This is a genomic window from Mesorhizobium sp. BR1-1-6, assembly GCF_020165355.1.
Classification (GTDB): Bacteria; Pseudomonadota; Alphaproteobacteria; order Rhizobiales; family Rhizobiaceae; genus Mesorhizobium.
Window position 1 is genome coordinate 150,977 of the sequence record NZ_JAIUHZ010000004.1, and the last position, 18,531, is coordinate 169,507.

Below are 18,531 nucleotides of genomic sequence, written 5' to 3' on the forward strand. Positions count from 1 at the left end.
CCGATCTGGCCGGACCAGATCACGGTCTTGTTATTGACGGCGGACGCCATAGGTGTTACCAGTAAGTAACATTCTGGAAGTTACAGACCGGTAACACCCTAGTCAAGAGGTGGCCGAGGGATTTTTGGAAACGAAAGGAGATCAATGATGACAGACGGCGTCGTGGAGCGTCCTCGTCCCCGGGATCGGATCCTGGAGACGGCGCGCGACATGTTCCACAAGCACGGCATCAAGGGCGTCGGCGTCGACGCCATCACCGAGGCTGCCGGCACGAACAAGATGACGCTCTACCGTCATTTCGAATCCAAGGACGATCTGATCATCGAATGCCTGCGCGCCACCGCATCAAAGGCCGGCGCGATGTGGGACGCATTCGAAGCCGAGCACCCGGGCGACAAGCTCGCGCAACTGCATGCCTGGGTTCGCAAGGCGGCCGAGATGCTTACGGCCGATTGCCGGGGCTGCGACATGGCCAACGCCGCGGTTGAGCTGACTGAACCCGACCATCCGGCCAGGCGCGTGATCAAGGAACTCAAGGAAGCCCAGCGCGAGCGCCTGGTGGCGCTCTGCCGGGGCGCCGGCATCGGCCAGGCCGAACTTCTGGCCGATACGCTTTCGCTGCTGTGCGAAGGCGCGCGCGTGAGCGTGCAGACCGTTGGCACCGAAGGTCCCAGCGCGCAATTGGTGCGCATGGCGGAAGGGTTGATCCAGTCCTTCAGGGGCGGAGCCGCCGCGGGCTGATCCATCGGCAAGGCTCATTGGCGCCGGACAGCGCGTGCGCTTCCGGTTTGCCGTGGCTTTGATGTTGCGTGGATTCCCTGCCGTTCCCGGAAATGTCCGGCATGCAATAAAAAAGCCCGCTGCCGGGAGGAGGTGGCAGCGGGCTCGATTTCGAATGTGGTGCGGGAGGAGGTGCACCCCACTCAGCGTCGGCATCGCATCTGGGAGGAGTAGATGGCCGACAACCAGAAGCTATGGGTTGCCCAATGATTCGGCAATCGTGAATCGTGCATAGCAGCTGTGCAGATTCGCCGTATCGCTCGCGAACACAGTGACCGGAAGACCTCGCGGGCCGCGTCACTGCACCGGGACGTTTTCCCGGAAGATCAGCCGCGGCTCGATGAATTTCCGCGTCAGGTAGGGCGCCGATGATGCGATCGAGCCAAGCAGGCGGATGACCGATTGCTCGGCGATCAGCCTGGCATTCTGGTCGATGACGACGTCGGCTAGATCGTCGACGAGATAGCCGCGCGTTTCCCTCGTCAGGTCGTGACAGATGAATACCGGTTTGCGGTTGGGCCTGGCCTCCCGGATGGCTTTGGCAATGCCGGAGCGTCCGGCTCCAATGCAATAGATGCCGAGCAGTTCCGGCTCGTTGCGCAGCGCCTTCATGGTTTCGGCGTAGCTGGCATCGGTCTCGTCGTTGATCTCGACGGCGCTGCTGACGCTCAGGTTGGGGAACTCCTCGCCGAGCACGGAGCGGAAACCCATCTCGCGTTCCTCATGGCCGCGATAGGAGCGCGAGCCGACCACCATCGCCAGTTGGCCCTCGCGGTCGCCGAGGAAGCGTCCCATCAGGAGTGCGGCAGTCCGTCCCGCCACCCGGTTGTCTATGCCGACATAGGCCGAGCGTGGTGCGGCCGGAATATCGGACACCAGCGTCACCAGGCGAATGCCGGCCTCGACGATGTCGCGCAGGATGTTGCGCGTCCTGGGATGATCGACGGCGATGACGCCGACACCGTTGGCTTTCAGCGACAGGTTTTCGACGGCGGTCTGCAAGGCGTTCGGCGAGATTCCGGCGAGGTTGTGGATCCGGCACGAGGCAACGAGCGGCAGGCGCGAGGCATAATCCTCGATATGCCTGGCCAGATCCTGCATGAAGGCGTTGCTGCCGATCGGCAGGAAGAATTCCAGATTGGCCGGCCGCGAGGGGAGCGTTACCTGGTCGGCGACCGGCAGATAGCCGAGTTGCTTGGCGGCCTCCATGACGCGCTGCCGGTTGGCCGCGCTGACCCCCTTCCGGTTGTTGAGCACCCTGTCGACCGTCGCCGTCGACAGTTCGCAGTTCCTGGCGATGTCAGAGACGGTGGCTTTCATGCCGCAACCCTATTGCCGATGCGATGGCACGCCAGACGGGCGATTTGAGCGCCGCCGATCGCGCCCATCGCCCGGATGCCCATTCTGCTGTTTCGCCAGGGATGTTGCGCTCGTCCTCAATGCGACCCCTTGCCATCGGCGATGGCGTCGCGGATCTCCTTGTCCGACATGCCGGTGATGACGCGTTCAACCTCCGCCACGCTGGTCGTCTTGGGGTCGATGTCGCCGGCCACCACCTTGCCGCGCCGCATGACGACGATGCGGTCCACCACCTGGAAGACATGGTGGATGTTGTGCGCGATGAAGATGCAGGAATGGCCGGAATCGCGCGCGCTGCGCACGAAGCTCAGCACGCCCTGGGTTTCGGCGACGCCAAGATTGTTGGTCGGTTCGTCGAGGATGATGAGATCGCTGTCGAAATGCATGGCGCGCGCGATCGCCACGGCCTGGCGCTCGCCGCCGGAGAGCGAGCCGATCGGCGTCGTCGGCGGAATGTTCTTGGAAATGCCGACCTGCTTGAGCAGGTCGCGGGCGACCGTGTTCATCGCCTCCTGGTCCATGCGGTTGAGGAAGCGCGGCGGCTTGATCGGCTCGCGCCCGAGGAACAAATTGCGGGCGATCGACAGTTGGGTGACCAGCGCCGAATCCTGGTAGATGGTCTCTATGCCGTTGGCGATGGCGTCGCTGGTGTTGCGCAGGTTCACCTTCTTGCCGCGGATGAAGATGTCGCCGCTGGTCAGCGGCACCGCGCCCGACAGCACTTTGATCAGCGTCGACTTGCCGGCGCCATTGTCGCCGAGCAGGCCGACGATCTCGCGCTCGTTGACATGGAAATTGGCGTCCACCAGCGCCTGCACGCGCCCGTAGGACTTGCGGATGTTCTGCATGCGGATCAGTGGCTCGGCCATGGTTCACGTCCCTGCCTGATGCCGGCGTTCCAGCCATGAATGAAGCGCCATCATGCCAAGGATGATCGCGCCGATGAAGATGTTGTAGGCAAGGCCGGGCACGCCGATCAGCACGATGCCGTTGCGCATGACGCGCAGGATCAGGATGCCGAGCACGGTGCCGATGATGGTGCCGCGCCCGCCCGTCAGCGCCGTGCCGCCGATCACCACCATGGCGATGACCTCGAGTTCGTAGCCGGTGCCGCTGTTGGGGTTGGCCGCCGAGGTGCGCAGCGAGGAGATGACGCCTGCAAGCGAGGCCATGACCGAGGACAGCACGAACAGGCCGATCTTGACGCGGCTGACATTGACGCCGCGCGCCCTCGCAGCGTTCGGGTTGCCGCCGGCGGCCTGGATCCAGTTGCCGGTGCGGCTTTGCGTCAGCACATAGCCCAGCGCGATGGCCGCGGCGATGAACCAGAACAGCGACATGTAGATGCGGAACGGGCCGATGAAGAAATCGCCGACCAGCGCCTCCGCCAGCCAACTGCCCTCGGCGCTCCAGGTGCGCTGCGGAAAGCCGTCGGTGACGAACAGCGCGGTGCCGCGCACCACCAGGAGCATGCCGAGCGTGACCAGAAAGGACGGGATCTTGAGCTGCGTGACGAACCAGCCATTGACCAGGCCGATGAAGGCGGCGACCAGCAGCGCGACAACGAAGCCCATCTCCAGCGAGGTGAGGCCGCTGTTGAACAGCGTCCACATCAGCACCGGCGAGAAGCCGAACAGCGAGCCGACGGAAAGGTCGAATTCGCCCGACGTCATCAGCAACGTCATCGCCAGCGCGATCAGCCCGAGCTCGACCGTGAAGGCCAACGTGTTGGAGATGTTCTGGGGTGACAGGAAGTCGTGGTTGAAACCCCAGAAGACGGCGATCTCGACGACGAGCAGCACGAAGGGGCCGAATTCCGGCCGCGCGATCAGGCCTTGGACAAGCGAACGATTTTCCACGTGTAACCCGCGACTGGTTGGAATGGGCCGGACCATCGGGCCGCATCAAACGGCTCGATACCAGGCGAAAGGGCGGGACGCCGCACGCCCGGTGGACGCGCGGCGCTGGAGATCAGGGGCTATTTGCCGGACAGGATCTTGTCGTAGATCTCGGCGGTGTCTTTCTCATAGAGCGCGCCGGTGATGACGTTGAAGCCCGGGGGAATGCCGCTTGCGGCCATGTTGGCGAGCGACAGCGCGACATAGCTGGTCGCTTGCGGATCCTGCCACTGGCCGGCATTGACGTAGCCGTTCAGCACTTCCTGGGTGGTGTCGAGCGAGTTGCCCCAGCCGACGACGGGGATTTCGCCGGGCTTGACGCCGACCTGGTCGAACACGCGTTTGATCGAGCCGGTGACGAGGTCGCCAAGGCCGATGATCGCCTTCACCTTAGCCTTGTTGGCGGTGAGATAGTCGACCATGCGGTTGATCACCTCGGCCTGATCGAGCGTCGCCTCGGTCACCTCATAGGTGATGCCGAGCGGCTCGAACACGCTCTTGATGCCTTCCTCTTCCTGCACGCCATAGGTGGCGCCGGGAATCTCGACAGGCATCCAGACGAAGTCGCCCTTCTTCACCAGGCCCTTGTCGACCAGATACTGCGCCCAGTGCTTGCCGAAGGTGACATTGTCGCCGCCGACATAGGCGTTGAAATTGGCCTTGGGATCGGGCGTGTTGAAATTGATGATCGGAATGTTGGCCGCGCGGGCTTCCTTGACGATCTCGACAAGGCTGCCCGGATCGGGGCTGGTGGTGGTGATGCCGTCGGCCTTGGCCGAGATCGCGGCCCGCACCGCCTCCTGCTGCGAGGCGACGTCGCCATTGTGGAACGAGGTGTTGACGGTATTGCCGGTGTCCTTGGCCCATTGCTTGGCGCCGGCAAGGAAGTATGTCCAGACCGGATCGGCCGGGCCGCCATGTGAAATCCAGTAGAACGTCTTGGCCTGCGCCGCCGCCGGAATGACCGTCAGCGCGACCAGCAGGCCGTATAGAACCACTCTTAGCCGTGTCAGCATTTGATTTCCTCCCGTTTGAAACTGATCAGTTCGAAACCGCCCTCTTGATCGGGCAAGACCGCGTCCTCCCCGCCAACGTCGTGTTGGATGATCAGAGCATCCTCTTTTTCGACAAATGGCAAGCCTCCGCCTGTCAGTCGTAGTCGGCGCCTGACGGGGCGCCATCAGCGGTCCCATCAGATTGCATCAGTTCGGATGATTTTTCGCGGCAGGTGATACCGGCCTCGAGGGTCGCCGGAGCGATGATTGACCGCCCTCGGGTGAACCCAGAGCTAGAGGAGGCCGGCCCTGGCAAGATCGCGCATCAGATGGCTGGCGCCGTAGGTCCAGTGCGGGCAGTCCGGCGACAGTCGCACCCGGTTGACCAGCGCGCCGAATTTCTCCGACGAGATGGTGACGATGTCGCCGACCTTATGGGTAAACCCCTTGCCCTTCTCGCCGCGGTCCTTCGAAGGCACGAACATGGTGCCGAGATAGAGCGCCAGGCCGTCCGGGTACTGGTGATGCGCGCCCATGGCAGCCGCTACGAGCTCTTCGGGAGAGCGGCTGATCTCGGCCATCGAGCTCGCGCCCTCCAGCGAGAACCCGTCCTCACCTTCCACTTTCAGCCGGACCACGGCCCGCTTTACGTCGTCGATGGAGAACGTGCCGTCGAACAGGCGGATGAAGGGGCCGAGCGAGGCGGAGGCGTTGTTGTCCTTGGCCTTGCCGAGCAGCAGCGCGGAGCGCCCTTCGACATCGCGCAGATTTACGTCGTTGCCGATGGTGGCGCCGACGATCCTGCCGCTTGAGGCGGCGATCACGGCGATCTCCGGCTCCGGATTGTTCCAGGTCGAGACGGGATGCAGGCCGACATCGGCGCCGAAACCGACCGAGGCCATCGGCTGGCATTTGGTGAAGATCTCGGCATCGGGGCCGATGCCCACTTCCAGATATTGCGACCAGGCGCCGCGCGCGATGAGCTTGGCCTTGATCTCCATCGCTTCCGGCGAACCGGGCTTGAGCTTGGACAGATCGTGGCCGATCAGCCCGGCAATGTCGGCGCGGATGGCGTCGGCCTTTTCCGCCGAACCGCGCGCCTGTTCCTCGATGACGCGTTCCAAAAGGCTGACGACGAAGGTGACGCCCGAGGCCTTGATCGCCTGCAGGTCGACGGGGGAGATGAGATAGGGCCTTGCCGGATCACGCGCGGCCTCGAAACTGTTGGCCGCGATATCATCGAGCGAGCCGATCGGCTTGCCCTTGGCCGAGCGCACATAACCGGCCGGATCGGCCATCTCGCAGATATCGCGCACGGTCGGCGCCGTGCTCGACGTGATGTCGAAGACGGTGCCATCACGCACCGTGACCACCAGGGGATGCGAGGCGTCGCTGCTTCTGGCGCGCCCGACAAAAAGGCCTTCGGCGGGCAGATGCATCGGGTTTGTCATGCGTGCGGTCCTCTGATCATCAAAAATGCGGCTTGCTGGTTCGGCGCGGCACTTTCACCGGATTCCTGTCAAAGGTCTATCCCGTTTGTGGTGAGCCAGGCGCCATGTCTGCCGGCGTCGTCGGTGATTGGCGTACCGCAAGGAAGCACTCCTTCAGGGGTTGGATGCATGCGGCGGTGCGGGAGCCCCAACGCCTGCATCATTTTTCGGCTTGCGCTTGTTCTCGTTTTGTTCTAATATGCTCGCCCTGAGTCAATTGGCGGACGAGATCAGTATGAGTGGGCAACCCGCATTCGGAACCGCGAAGAACGGCCAGGCCTTTTTCCGATGGGAACAGGCCGGGAAGCATTTCCACCGGCTGTTCTTTGCCATCCTCGTCGGCAGCGCGATTGCTGGTCGTCTCGCGCGAAAGGCCATTGCCTTGAACCGTGAGTTCGGATTGCAAGGCTGGCTGGTTCCGGAAAATCACATCCACATCTCGCTTGTCGGCCTCGGCGACCATGAGGAGTATCCGCAAGAGCTGGCAGAGGCCGCCTGTCATATCGGATCGATGATCGTTGCGAAGCCCTTCGAGGTATCGTTCGATCGCCTGTCGGCTTTTGGCGGTGGTGCACTGGTCCTGCGCGGCAGCGATGGCAATCCGCCGCTGCAGAAATTCTGGCGTGATCTGACGGCGGTGATCTCGGACAGCCCGCTAAACCCCTTTCTCACCAGGTCCATCGAACCGCATGTTACATTGCTTCGTGATGAAGTGGGCGTTCCCAGCATTCGCGAGCGGTCGATCGATCCGATCGGCTGGACTGTCCGGGATTTTGTGCTGATCCACAGTCTCATTGGGAAGGGCGCCTACAAGCAGCCCGGACGTTGGCGGCTGACCGGCCAGGACGATGCACTGCCCGCCATGTGAGAGCCTGCATCGTCCTCGCATAGTCCGCGCGGTCCATCATCCTGACATGGCATGTCAGCTACCAGACGGCACGACGATGGCAGGCCGCCAACCTTTCCCTATTTGCAATGCGTCTGAACAGGAGGAACACATGACCAACACGGAAATTGCCAAGGATTTCACGGAGCTTCTCAAGCGCGGTGACTACGAAAGTGCTGCCGAGAAATACAATGCCGACGACATCGTCAGCTATGAGGCCATGGAGGGGCCGATGGCCGTCTGCCGCGGCAAGGACGCCGTCAAGCAGAAAGGCCAGTGGTGGCAGGAAAACAACGAAGTCCATGGCGGCTCGGTCGAGGGCCCTTATGTCAACGGCGACCAGTTCGCCGTGCGCTTTACATTTGACATAACGCCCAAGGCCACGGGCCAGCGTGTCACCATGGACGAGGTTGGCCTGTACACGGTCAAGAACGGCAAGATTGCCGAAGAGCGCTTCTATTATTGAGACGGGTTTCCGGCTGTCGGCACATTTCGCCGCATCCTGAGCGGCCAGGATCAGGATCATGTCCTGGCCGCTATACGACCTGATGCACATCGTCGTCACGGATCGGCGATCGCGCGCCCGCCATTGAAGAAACTTACTCTTCGATGGTTCTGCCGGGCCGCTGGCAAAGCGCGCCGGGGCTGCTTAATCTGCGGCCAGATTCGAAGTCCGGAAGGCACCTGTTTTGACGATCACCATGTACGGCATCACCACCTGCGACACGATCAGGAAGGCCCGCGTCTGGCTGGAGGGCCACGACGTGCCGTACCGGTTCCACGACTATCGGGCCGAAGGCATCGAGGCGGGCAGGCTGGATGGCTGGGTCCGCAAGCTCGGCTGGGAAAAGCTGCTCAATAAGGGCAGCACCACGTTCCGCGAGTTGCCGGACAAGGATAAGCAGGGCCTGGATGAAAAGAAGGCCAAGGCACTGATGCTGGCCAAGCCGACGATGATCAAACGGCCTGTGCTCGAGGTTGGCGACCGCATCCTGGTCGGGTTCAAGCCGGATGTTTATGAGGCGGCGGTGGTCGGGAAGTAGGGCGCGGTACACTCTCAGTTCGTCATCCTAGGGCGGAGCAAGGAGCGAAGCGACGCGGCGCAGACCCTAGGATCCATGCCGTGACTTTTGGGCGTCGCAGCCGTGCAGATTCCGCTCCGTTGCATTTCCGGACGGACGTCACGGCATGGATCCTCGGGTCAAGCCCGAGGATGACGAAGGGACAGGTCACTGTCCTCTCAGATACCCCGCCAGTACCACGGCATTGTTGTGCGCCTCGTCATGGGCGCCGTAGAGCAGCGTCACCTTGCCGTCGCGGAGCAGGGCGCGCAGTTGCGCCACGGCCTCGCCATTGCCTTCCAGTTCGGCACGATACCGCTTCTGGAACTCGGCCCATCGTTCGGGCTCGTGCCCGAACCACTTGCGCAAGTCGGTACTCGGCGCGATGTCCTTCAGCCATAGCGCCAGCGCGGCATGCTCCTTGCTGACGCCACGTGGCCAGACACGATCGACCAGGACCCGCTGCCCGTCATCGAGCGAGGGTGGTTCATACACCCGTTTGACCGCGATCTCGAAGGCCATCCGCTCTCCTTCGTGCGCTCCCGTCAGGCCCACTCGCCCTTGCGCATGACCGGCACGCGGCTGCCGGCTTTGCCGACGCCGTCGATGTCGATCTTGTCCGAGCCGATCATCCAGTCGATGTGGATGAAGCTCTTGTTGCCGCCGCGCTCCGCGATCTCGGCCTGGCTGAGCGAGGCGCCGTCGACGAAGCACTTCGAATAGCACTGGCCGAGCGCGATGTGGCAGGCGGCGTTTTCGTCGAACAGCGTGTTGAAGAACAACAGGCCGCTCGCCGAGATCGGCGAGGAATGCGGCACCAGCGCCACTTCGCCAAGCCGGCGTGCGCCCTCGTCGGTGTCCAGCACTTTCTTCAGCACGTCCTCGCCCTTCGAAGCCTTCGCCTCGACGATCCTGCCGCCCTCGAAACGCACCGAGATCTCGTCGATCAGCGTGCCCTGGTAGGAGAGCGGCTTGGTCGATGAAACATGGCCTTCCACCCGCCGTGCATGCGGCGTGGTGAAGACCTCCTCGGTCGGGATGTTGGGATTGCAGGTGACGCCGTTCTTGGCGGTGGAGGCGCCGCCCATCCATTCATGGCCGTCGGCCAGCCCGACCGTCAGGTCGGTGCCCGGCCCGGTGAAATGAAGCGAATGGAAATTATGGCCGTTGAGCCATTCGGTGCGGCTGCGTAGGGCCGCATTGTGCGCCTTCCAGTTGCCGATCGGATCTTCCACGTCCACCCGCGACGCGGCGAAGATGGCGTCGGCGAGCTTGGCCACCGCAACGTCGTCGGCATCATCGGGGAAGACCTGCTTGGCCCAGGCGAGATCGGGATAGGCGACGATGTTCCAGTTGATGTCGAAGCCGGTGATCTTCTCCAACGCCGGCTGGTAGGCCATCGAATTGGCCTTGTTGGCGCGCGCCACTTTCGCCGGGTCCTGCGCCGACAAAAGCGAGGGATCCTCGCCGCGCACGGCAAGTCGCGCCGCATTGTTGGAGAAGGCTTTGGCCATGCCTTCATAGAGCCAGCCGGCGGCGCGGTCGAAGCCGGCGTCCGCGCCATAACGAAAGCGCGCCAGCGTGATCTCGTCATCGTTGAAGATCGGCGTCACCAGCCCCGCGCCGGCCTTGTAGGCATGCTCGACGATGCGCCGGGTCAGCGGCAGCGCGGCGATGGAGGAGGTCAGCACCAGGTCCTGCCCGGGCTGCAATTGCAGCCCCACTTTGATGGCGACTTCGGCCAGCCTGTCGAGCTTCACCGGGTCGATCGTTGCGGAAACGCCGCGCGAATGTGTGGTCATGATCCTGCCTGCCGTAGTTTGATGTCGGACTCTACATAGACCGGCGCCACGGTGCTTTCCACCGTGATCGCGTCGCTCGTGCCCGTCTTCGCGGAGCCGAACCGCGCCATCGTCGCCTCGATCTCTTCCCTGATCCAGAGCTTGAAATCCCGGACCTTGCGGCTTTCGGCCTTGGCGGCGGAGGTCACCAGCCAATAGCCAAGCCCGCTCTGGGCGCGGATCCCGAACGGCGCGACGAGCCGCCCGTCGGCCAGCGCGTCGGCGGCGAGCAACTGCCAGCCCAGCATCACGCCATGGCCGGCAATCGCCGATTCCAGGCAAAGCATCGGATCGGTGAAGCGCGCGCCCTTCAGGAAGGTGACGGGTTCGACACCGGCCGCGGCGAACCAGCTTTCCCAGTTGATCATCGCCCGTTCGTCGGTGATCGCGCAGGTCTGGGCAAGGTCTTCGATCGATTTCAGTTTCTTCGCTATCGAGGGCGCGCAGACCGGGAACACCTCTTGTGCCAAAAGCAACTCCGCCTTGCTGCCCGGCCATGTGCCGTCGCCAAGCCGGATGGCGATATCGATATCGGAATGGTCGAGGTCGGCCAGCCGCACCGAGGCGTCGATGCGCAACAGCACGTTGGGATGCCGGGTGAAGTGATGCGACAGCCGCGGCAGCAGCCATTTCGAGGCGAATGCCGGCGCCACGGAAACCACCAGCGTGCATTGTCGCGCCTCGTCGGCCAGCGCCACGGCCTGGGTGAGCTCGCGGAAACCCGCGCCGAGGCGCATCGCGAACATGGCGCCGAATTCGGTCAGGACCAGCCCCTTGGTCGTTCGCTCGAACACGGCCTGGCCGAGCTGCTGCTCCACGCGCTTTATCTGCTGGCTAACGGCGCTGGCCGAAACGTTGAGTTCGCCGGCGGCCGCGGCGAGCGAGCCGAGACGGGCGACGGTCTCCACGGCGCGAAGGCCGTTGAGGTGGACGCGGTTGAGCATGGCCATTGAGTTTTTCTAAACCAGCGGGGCTGAAATCTCAATTGAAAGTGATGCCGAAAACGCAGACTTTATTCACGGGACAGGCCTGCGGAGGCTGACATGTTGAGGCTGTTATCGTCGCTCAAGATAGTATTCCCTGTGCACGAGCCGCCAGACGGCTGCGAAATGGTCGCCTGGCTGGCCGATCCGCTTGCGCATCCCGTGCTCGACGCCATGTCGGAGCGTGAGCTCGGCGACATGCCGTTCCGGCTGACGGCGCGACGCACCGCCCACGAGACGGCGCAAGCGGGCTGCCGCTGATTGGTGCTGACGGTCCGGCGTCTGGCCCAACGCAAGCGCGTTGTGTCGCCGGTCTTCGCACTTATTGTGCACCGCGATGACATCCGCCACCTCAACAGCGCTGCGGTTCGCTTTCGCCGGCATGATCGCCATGGCTGTCGCCATGGGCATTGGTCGTTTCGTCTATACGCCGATCCTGCCCGGCATGATGGAAGAACTCCATCTGTCGGCGGCCGATGCGGGCTGGATCGCGTCAGCCAATTATCTCGGCTACCTCGCCGGCGCCTTCGCCGCGGCGGGCGGCTGGGCGCATGGACGCGAGCGCCTGCTGATGCTGGCCGGCCTCGGCGCCAGCGCCTTGCTTGCCGCGCTGATGGGCTTGTCGGATACGATCGCCGCCTTTCTCGTCATCCGCTTTCTTGCAGGCCTGGCCAGCGCCTTCGTCATGGTGTTCCTGGCCAGCATTGTTTTCAGCCATCTTGCCGCGGCCGGCCGCAACGATCTGCAGGCGTGGCATTTCGGCGGCGTCGGCCTCGGCATCGCCGTTTCCTCGGTGCTGATGGCGGTCCTGGTCAGCGAACATGCCGGCTGGGCGGCGGGCTGGCTGTGGTCGGCGGCGATCTCGGCTTGTGGCTTCATCGTGGTGGCGCTGCTGGTGGACAGCGGTCCGCTGGCCAGCGGCGATACCGGCCGCGAGCCGGCGCTGCCAAAGGACCGCTCGCTGACCAAGGTGATCGTCGCTTACGGCTTGTTCGGCTTCGGCTACGTGGTGACGGCGACCTTCCTGGTCGCCATTGTCCGGCAAGGCGGCGGCGGACGCGTGTTCGAGGCGGTGGTCTGGATGGTCACCGGTCTTGCCGGCTTTCCCTCGGTCTGGCTCTGGCAGAAGATATCGGCGCGGATCGGCCTATACGCGACCTATGCGCTGGGATGTTTCGTCGAGGTCGTCGGCATTGTCGCAAGCGTCGCGGTAGGCGGGCGCACCGGGCCGCTGCTCGGCGGCCTGCTCGTTGGCGGCACGTTCATAGCCATCACCGCGCTTGGCCTGCAGACCGCGCGGCAACTGGCGCCACAGGCCCCCCGGCGGACCTTCGCCTTGATGACGGCTTCGTTCGGTCTTGGCCAGATCATCGGCCCGATTGCCGCCGGGCTCCTGGCGCAGGCGTCGGGCGATTTCTTCCTTGCCTCGATCGCCGCCGCGGCCGTTCTGGTCGCCTCCGGCGTCATCATATGGTCGGCCGCGCCAAAATCGCCATGATTGTGGGTTTGCTCGGTGCCGGGCATCGGGCATGGGCATTTTCTTTCCCCCTAATGTGTGACTTTATGCCTGCTGAACCCAGCTGATTTGCGCAAAAATCGAGGAATTCGCCACAGTGTTCGTATCCTTCTTCCCGCAGCCGAAGCTGTTTTTCTCTTCGGCCGCCGTCTGGAGCCTTGCGGCGATCCTGTTCTGGTTTTTCGGGGGTGAGCAACTGGGCGCCGTCTTCGGCCTGCCGCCGGCAGCAGCCGGTGCACCGCCCATTATCGGCATCGCCGTCCTCGTCTCGAAGCCGTTTCTCTGGTTCTACATCTACTTCGCGTTCTGCGTGGTCGCTTTCTATGCGTTCTGGAGCTGGTATTCGCCGCATCCGTGGCAACGCTGGTCTATCCTGATGACGGCGGTCATCCTGTTCTTCATCTATTTCAATGTGCAGGTCAGCGTCGCCGTCAATGCCTGGTACGGGCCCTTTTTCGACTATGTGCAGGGGCTGATGTCGGGCACCGGAAAATCGACCAACGCCGAATTCTACATTGGGCTGGCCGATTTCTCGTGGCTTGCGCTGGTCGGCATGAACGTGCAGGTGGTCAACGCCTTCATCGTCAGCCACTGGATCTTCCGCTGGCGCACGGCGATGAACAACTATTTCGTCGAGAACTGGGGCAGGCTGCGCCACATCGAGGGCGCCTCGCAACGTATCCAGGAGGACACGATGCGGTTTTCCCAGATCATGGAAGATCTGGGTTCCAGCTTCGTCCAGTCGATCATGACGCTGATCGCCTTCCTGCCGGTCATGATCCAGTTGCAGGCCCATATAACCGAGTTGCCGATCATCGGCGCGATCCCCCAGCCATTGGTGGTCGCGGCACTGGCCTGGTGTCTGTTCGGAACGATTTCGGTCATGATCGCCGGCATGAAGCTTCCAGGGCTGCAGTTCCGCAACCAGCGCGTGGAGGCGGCCTACCGCAAGGAGCTCGTTTACGGCGAGGATCATGCCGACCGGGCCCAGCCCGCCACCACCGCCGCGCTGTTCGCCAATGTTCGCCACAATTATTTCCGGCTGTATTTCCACTACATCTATTTCAATGTCGTCCGGTACACCTACCTGCAGGCCGACAATATTTTCTCGCTGCTGATCCTCGGGCCGTCGCTGGTCGCCCACAAGATAACGTTCGGCGCGCTGAACCAGATTTCGAATGCATTCGGCAAGGTGACGGGTTCCTTGCAGTTCCTGCTCACCTCCTGGTCGACCATCGTCGAACTGCAATCGGTGCATAAGCGCCTGCGCGCCTTCGAGGCGACGCTGCAGGGCGAGCCGCTGCCGGAAATCGACCAGCGCTATCTGGCGCGGCAAGGCGCCGAGGATCCCGCTTAAGTCAGGAAAGACCTGGGTGCGAAACGGGTCGGCGGCTCAGCCGCCGACGGAAGCCTGCTTCTGGCCAGCACCCTGCCGCGAGATATAATCGCGAAAACTGATGCATTCGACGTCTGATTTGACGCAGACCTCGCCGGCAAAACGCTCCAGCGCGTTCCAGTAGGCGCCGTCATTCATCAGCGCGAAATGGAAGCCGAGTTGCAGCGGAACGCGCTTGCCCCGGTATTGATCCTCGAAGGCGGCGCGGAAAGCCCGGTAGGTGCGGTCCGCGAACTCGCCTGCCTTGCTCGGCCGCTCGAAGCCGCCGGAATGCCTGACATAGAGATTGTAGTCCATGGCGATAACCGGCCGCGATTTCGGTCCTTCCGGGATCTGCGGCAGTGAAAAGCGCGCGAGGCCGGCGGTGGTCGGCGGCTGGACCGGGCCGCGCGAGACGCCGCTGGCGTCGAACCGGTAACCGGCGGCGGGCAGCGCCTCGTAGAGCGCCTTGCTCGTCGACAGATAGGGCGCGCGGAAGCCAACCACCGCATGCCGCGCGAAATCGCGCCAGCCGGTCGGCTCGGGCTCGATGCCGTTGATCGCATAGGCGTTTTCGAGGATGTGCTCGAACGAGGCGAACTCCTTCAGCCAGTCGGCCTTGCTCCAGCCCTTGCCGTCGAAATGGCCGCAGCCATGACTGGCGATGTCATGGCCTTCCGATGCCGCAAGCCCGATCTGCTCCAGCCGCTGGCTCACTTCCTGCGTCGAGGCGGCGAAGCCGATGTTGGATTTGCCCGATGTCTTGCCCGGCGCGGTGTATTGGCTGCGCGTTTCCGATGACAGCAGGAAGACACAGGAGAGGAAATAGGTGAAATGCGCTCCGGTGCGCTTCGCCAGCGCCCGGCTGCGCTTCCATTGCGAGATGTCGCGGGCGCTGTCGAAGGAGATGATGACGACCTGCTTCGGCCTTGCCGGCAAAGGCGCCCGCGAGCCGGGTGGATCGGCGAAAGCCGCACCGGCCGTGGCAAGCGAAGCGAGACAGAACGCGGCAACGCGAGACGAAAAGGATATTGGCAACAGCTACTGACCCCCGGCGGTTTTGGCCCCGCTATAGCGCAAATGTGGCGTGGGTGCGGTGGCCTTTTCGTCCGTTTGCCCCGCGAATAGGTGATTTTCCGGTCGAACCCCTTCCATGCCGGCAAAATTTCGCTAAAACGCGGGCTCGCGAACGCTCCGGCCCGGGGCAGGAATGGTTTTATTGATGTCCGACGACAGTTTTATCCGTGAAGTCAACGACGAGATCCGTCGCGAACAGGCGCAGAAGCTGTGGGACCGTTTCGGCCCGGCCCTGCTTGTGGTCGCGGTGCTGGTCGTGCTCGGCACCGCCGCCTTCGTCGGCTACCGCTACTGGGACGAGACCCGCGCCAACCGTTCGGGCGATGCCTTCTCGCAAGCGTTGAAGCTGGCCAATGACGGCAAGAACGACGAGGCGCTGGCCGCGCTCGATCAATTGGAGAAGGATGGCTACGGCGCCTATCCGCTGCTCGCCCGCATGCGCGCGGCCACCGTCAAGGCCGACAAGGGCGATGTCGACGCAGCCGTCAAGGATTTCGACGAGGTGGCGGCCGACGCCGCCATTCCCCAGGGCATTCGCGACATGGCGCGGTTGAGGGCGGCGCTGCTGCTGGTCGATCACGGCTCCTTCGCCGATGTGTCGAGCCGCGTCGAGGCCCTGACCTCGGACACCAACACGCTGCGCCACACCGCGCGCGAGGCGCTCGGGCTGGCCGCCTGGAAGGAAGGCAAGACCCAGGATGCGCTGAAGCTGTTCGACCAGATCGCCGCCGATGACGGTGCCCCGCGCAACACCCGTGAACGGGCGACCCTGATGTCCGAGCTGATCCGCGGCTCGGGCAGCGCGTCGTGACATATGAGCTTCAAAGTCGCCATCATTGGCCGGCCTAACGTCGGCAAATCGACTCTTTTCAATCGGCTGGTGGGAAGGAAGCTGGCGCTTGTCGATGACACGCCGGGCGTCACCCGCGACCGCCGCGTCCATGCGGCAAAGCTTTACGACCTGCATTTCGACGTCATCGACACTGCGGGTTTCGAGGACGCCGCCGCCTCGACGCTGCCCGGCCGCATGCGTGCGCAGACCGAGATCGCTATCCGTGAGGCCGACCTGATCTTCTTCACCGTCGACGCCAAATCCGGCCTGTTGCCGGACGACCGGACCTTTGCCGAGATCGTGCGCAAATCCGGCAAGCCGGTCGTGCTGGTCGCCAACAAGGCCGAGGCGAAGGGCGCGCAGGGCGGCATGCTGGAGGCCTGGGAGCTCGGGCTTGGCGAGCCGGTTCCGGTCTCGGCCGAACACGGCCAAGGCATGCCCGACCTGCGCGACGCGGTGATCGCCGCACTTGGCGAGGCGAGAGCCTTTGGCGAAGATGAGGACGACGACGAGGAGATCGCCTCCAGCGAGGTGCTGATCGGCGAGGATATCGCCGATCCCGACGCCGACGAGGTGCCGGCCTATGACGACACCAAGCCGATGCGCATTGCCGTCGTCGGCCGCCCCAATGCCGGCAAGTCGACGCTGATCAACGCGCTGATCGGCGAGGAGCGGCTTTTGACCGGACCGGAAGCCGGCATCACCCGCGATTCCATCTCGGTCGATTGGGACTGGCGCGGCCGCCGTATAAAATTGTTCGACACCGCCGGCATGCGCCGCAAGGCCAGGATCCATGAAAAGCTCGAGGTCATGTCGGTGCAGGATGGCCTGCGCGCCATCCGCTTCGCCGAGATCGTCATCATCGTGCTCGACGCCACCATCCCGTTCGAGAAGCAGGATCTCCAGATCGCCGACCTGATCATCCGCGAGGGCCGCGCGCCGGTGATCGCCTTCAACAAATGGGACCTGATCGACAATCCGCAGGAACTCTTGGCCGAACTGCGCGAAAAGACCGAACGGCTTTTGCCGCAGGCGCGCGGCATGCAGGCGGTGACGGTTTCGGCCGAGACCGGACGGGGCCTCGACAAGCTCATGGAAGCCGTCATCCGCACGCACAAGGTCTGGAACAGCCGCGTCTCGACCGGCAGGCTCAATCGCTGGCTGGAAGGCATTCTTGCGCATCATCCGCCGCCCGCGGTTGCCGGTCGCCGGCTGAAGGTCAAATATGTCACGCAGGCCAAGACGCGCCCGCCGGGCTTCGTCGTCTCGTGCTCGCGCCCGGATGCGATGCCGCAATCCTATGTCCGCTATCTCACCAACAGCCTGCGCGAAGCCTTCGACATGCCGGGCGTACCGATCCGCATGGCGTTGAGGACTTCGGACAATCCCTTTGCCGGCAGGGCCAAGAAGCGCTGACGTCCGGGGGAAGGGTGCCAACCCTTCGACGCGGTGTAGACCCTGGAATGACGAAGAGGGGTTGCGACCAGGGCCTAGGCGACCTTCAGCAGGTTCTCATCCGTCCGCGCGCCCTCCGGTAGTGCCTGCCGCGCCGCTTCCAGCAGGATATCGGCGAGGCGGGCGGCCACCGGTTCGGGTTCGGCATCCCTGCGGTGCAGGAACAGCGTCATCCTGGGCAGCGCCGGCAGACCGGCAATCTCCGGCGTCATCGCGCTGACGCTGGCCGGCAGGCCGATGTCGGTGCGGATCGTCAGCCCGAGCCCGGCTGCAACAGCCGCCCAGATGCCACCAAGGCTCGGGCTGGAGAAGGCCATACGCCAGGGCAGGCCGGCGCGGTCGAGCGTTTCGGTTGCGACCGTGCGCAACAGGCAAGGTGCTTCCAGCGCCACCAGCGGCAGCGGCTCGCCATGGCGCAGGCTGGTCTCGATGCGCTTTGCCGGGCCGATCCAGCGCATCTGCACGTCGGCGACATGCTGGCTGTATGGCAGCGTCGCGCCGCTGTGCCAGGCAAGTGCGATGTCCAGGCTGCCCGAGATGATCCGCTCCGCGAGCTCATGGCTGCGCGCGATGCGGGCCTCGATCTTGACTTTGGGATGGGCACGGGCGAAGCGGCCGAGCACGTCAGGTAGCACCGCCTCGCCAAAATCCTCCTGCAGGCCGAGCCGCACCCAGCCTTCCAGCTCGACATCATGGATGGCGGCTGCCGCCTCGTCATTGAGCTCGACCAGCCGCCGCGCATAGCCGAGCATGGTCTCGCCGGCTTCCGTCAGCGCCAGCCCGCGTCCCGACTTGCGGAAGATCGGCGTCGCCGCCTGCTCTTCCAGCTTCTTCAACTGCGCGCTGACCGCCGAGGTCGAGCGGCCAAGCCGGTCGGCCGCCTTGGCGAAGCTGCCAAGCTCCATTCCGGTGACGAAGCTTCTGAGGACGTCGAGGTCGAATGTCACGCGTCGCATGATAATCCCGTTTTTTAGGATTGTGCG

19 protein-coding genes are annotated in these 18,531 nt (G+C 63.8%); 9 read left to right on the forward strand and 10 right to left on the reverse strand.

Annotation, left to right across the window (positions count from 1 at the left end; genetic code table 11):
- Positions 1-147: 147 nt before the first annotated feature.
- The gene (locus tag LB545_RS10680) at positions 148-741 is read left to right on the forward strand and encodes a TetR/AcrR family transcriptional regulator (protein WP_140497923.1); all 594 of its coding nucleotides are present in this window, start codon (positions 148-150) and stop codon (positions 739-741) included.
- Between the two features lie 336 nt (positions 742-1,077).
- Here LB545_RS10680 and LB545_RS10685 read toward each other — a convergent pair whose 3' ends face one another.
- The 5 genes from LB545_RS10685 to LB545_RS10705 form a co-directional block, all read right to left on the reverse strand.
- The gene (locus tag LB545_RS10685; protein ID WP_140623572.1) at positions 1,078-2,100 is read right to left on the reverse strand and encodes a LacI family DNA-binding transcriptional regulator; all 1,023 of its coding nucleotides are present in this window, start codon (positions 2,098-2,100) and stop codon (positions 1,078-1,080) included.
- 116 nt (positions 2,101-2,216) lie between these two features.
- Entirely contained in the window at positions 2,217-3,008 is a 792-nt protein-coding gene (locus tag LB545_RS10690; protein ID WP_140497927.1) for an ATP-binding cassette domain-containing protein, read from the reverse strand.
- Positions 3,009-3,011: 3 nt separating this feature from the next.
- A complete protein-coding gene (locus tag LB545_RS10695) occupies positions 3,012-3,998 on the reverse strand; it encodes an ABC transporter permease (RefSeq protein WP_140558252.1) in 987 nt (328 codons plus the stop codon).
- A 119-nt stretch (positions 3,999-4,117) separates the two neighbouring features.
- Positions 4,118-5,053 carry a substrate-binding domain-containing protein gene (locus LB545_RS10700; RefSeq protein WP_140497931.1) on the reverse strand — a complete coding sequence of 312 codons (936 nt, stop codon included), beginning with the start codon at positions 5,051-5,053 and terminating at the stop codon, positions 4,118-4,120.
- A gap of 272 nt (positions 5,054-5,325) precedes the next feature.
- On the reverse strand, positions 5,326-6,483 hold the full coding sequence (locus LB545_RS10705; protein ID WP_140671786.1) for a fumarylacetoacetate hydrolase family protein: 1,158 nt from the start codon (positions 6,481-6,483) through the stop codon (positions 5,326-5,328).
- Positions 6,484-6,757: 274 nt separating this feature from the next.
- On the opposite strand from LB545_RS10705, the gene LB545_RS10710 reads away from it, so the two are divergent.
- From LB545_RS10710 to LB545_RS10720, 3 genes are all read left to right on the forward strand, one after another.
- Positions 6,758-7,390 carry a 2'-5' RNA ligase family protein gene (locus LB545_RS10710; protein ID WP_140520841.1) on the forward strand — a complete coding sequence of 211 codons (633 nt, stop codon included), beginning with the start codon at positions 6,758-6,760 and terminating at the stop codon, positions 7,388-7,390.
- A gap of 130 nt (positions 7,391-7,520) precedes the next feature.
- Positions 7,521-7,874: a nuclear transport factor 2 family protein gene (locus LB545_RS10715; RefSeq protein WP_140497937.1), complete on the forward strand. Its 354-nt coding sequence runs from the start codon at positions 7,521-7,523 to the stop codon at positions 7,872-7,874.
- A 223-nt stretch (positions 7,875-8,097) separates the two neighbouring features.
- Entirely contained in the window at positions 8,098-8,451 is a 354-nt protein-coding gene (locus LB545_RS10720; RefSeq protein WP_140623566.1) for an ArsC family reductase, read from the forward strand.
- A gap of 186 nt (positions 8,452-8,637) precedes the next feature.
- Here the strand turns inward: LB545_RS10720 and LB545_RS10725 are convergent, their stop codons facing one another.
- Genes LB545_RS10725 through LB545_RS10735 form a run of 3 tightly spaced genes read right to left on the reverse strand, consistent with a single transcriptional unit; the run spans position 8,638 to position 11,260 of the window.
- A complete protein-coding gene (locus LB545_RS10725) occupies positions 8,638-8,991 on the reverse strand; it encodes a DUF488 domain-containing protein (RefSeq protein ID WP_140629188.1) in 354 nt (117 codons plus the stop codon).
- Between the two features lie 23 nt (positions 8,992-9,014).
- Positions 9,015-10,271 (reverse strand): aminopeptidase, encoded by a 1,257-nt coding sequence (locus tag LB545_RS10730; protein ID WP_224705004.1) that lies wholly within the window; start codon positions 10,269-10,271, stop codon positions 9,015-9,017.
- Positions 10,268-11,260, reverse strand: coding sequence for a LysR substrate-binding domain-containing protein (locus LB545_RS10735; protein ID WP_224705005.1), 993 nt, complete (start codon positions 11,258-11,260; stop codon positions 10,268-10,270). Before LB545_RS10735 ends, LB545_RS10730 begins: the two co-directional genes overlap by 4 nt.
- A gap of 93 nt (positions 11,261-11,353) precedes the next feature.
- Between LB545_RS10735 and LB545_RS10740 the strand changes: the two genes are divergently transcribed.
- The 3 genes from LB545_RS10740 (at position 11,354) to sbmA (ending at position 14,166) form a co-directional block, all read left to right on the forward strand.
- Positions 11,354-11,554 (forward strand): hypothetical protein, encoded by a 201-nt coding sequence (locus LB545_RS10740; protein WP_140520836.1) that lies wholly within the window; start codon positions 11,354-11,356, stop codon positions 11,552-11,554.
- A 76-nt stretch (positions 11,555-11,630) separates the two neighbouring features.
- Positions 11,631-12,791, forward strand: a complete 1,161-nt coding sequence (locus tag LB545_RS10745) for a YbfB/YjiJ family MFS transporter (RefSeq protein WP_140818325.1) — start codon at positions 11,631-11,633, stop codon at positions 12,789-12,791.
- A 115-nt stretch (positions 12,792-12,906) separates the two neighbouring features.
- Positions 12,907-14,166 (forward strand): peptide antibiotic transporter SbmA, encoded by a 1,260-nt coding sequence (gene sbmA / locus LB545_RS10750; protein ID WP_140497950.1) that lies wholly within the window; start codon positions 12,907-12,909, stop codon positions 14,164-14,166.
- Between the two features lie 36 nt (positions 14,167-14,202).
- Here the strand turns inward: sbmA and LB545_RS10755 are convergent, their stop codons facing one another.
- Positions 14,203-15,216 carry a polysaccharide deacetylase family protein gene (locus LB545_RS10755; protein WP_140818474.1) on the reverse strand — a complete coding sequence of 338 codons (1,014 nt, stop codon included), beginning with the start codon at positions 15,214-15,216 and terminating at the stop codon, positions 14,203-14,205.
- A gap of 190 nt (positions 15,217-15,406) precedes the next feature.
- On the opposite strand from LB545_RS10755, the gene LB545_RS10760 reads away from it, so the two are divergent.
- Both LB545_RS10760 and der read left to right on the forward strand, forming a co-directional pair.
- Positions 15,407-16,072, forward strand: a complete 666-nt coding sequence (locus LB545_RS10760; RefSeq protein WP_140514747.1) for a tetratricopeptide repeat protein — start codon at positions 15,407-15,409, stop codon at positions 16,070-16,072.
- 3 nt (positions 16,073-16,075) lie between these two features.
- A complete protein-coding gene (gene der / locus LB545_RS10765) occupies positions 16,076-17,509 on the forward strand; it encodes a ribosome biogenesis GTPase Der (RefSeq protein ID WP_140497954.1) in 1,434 nt (477 codons plus the stop codon).
- A 74-nt stretch (positions 17,510-17,583) separates the two neighbouring features.
- Here the strand turns inward: der and LB545_RS10770 are convergent, their stop codons facing one another.
- The gene (locus LB545_RS10770; protein ID WP_140497956.1) at positions 17,584-18,504 is read right to left on the reverse strand and encodes a LysR substrate-binding domain-containing protein; all 921 of its coding nucleotides are present in this window, start codon (positions 18,502-18,504) and stop codon (positions 17,584-17,586) included.
- Positions 18,505-18,531: the final 27 nt, after the last annotated feature.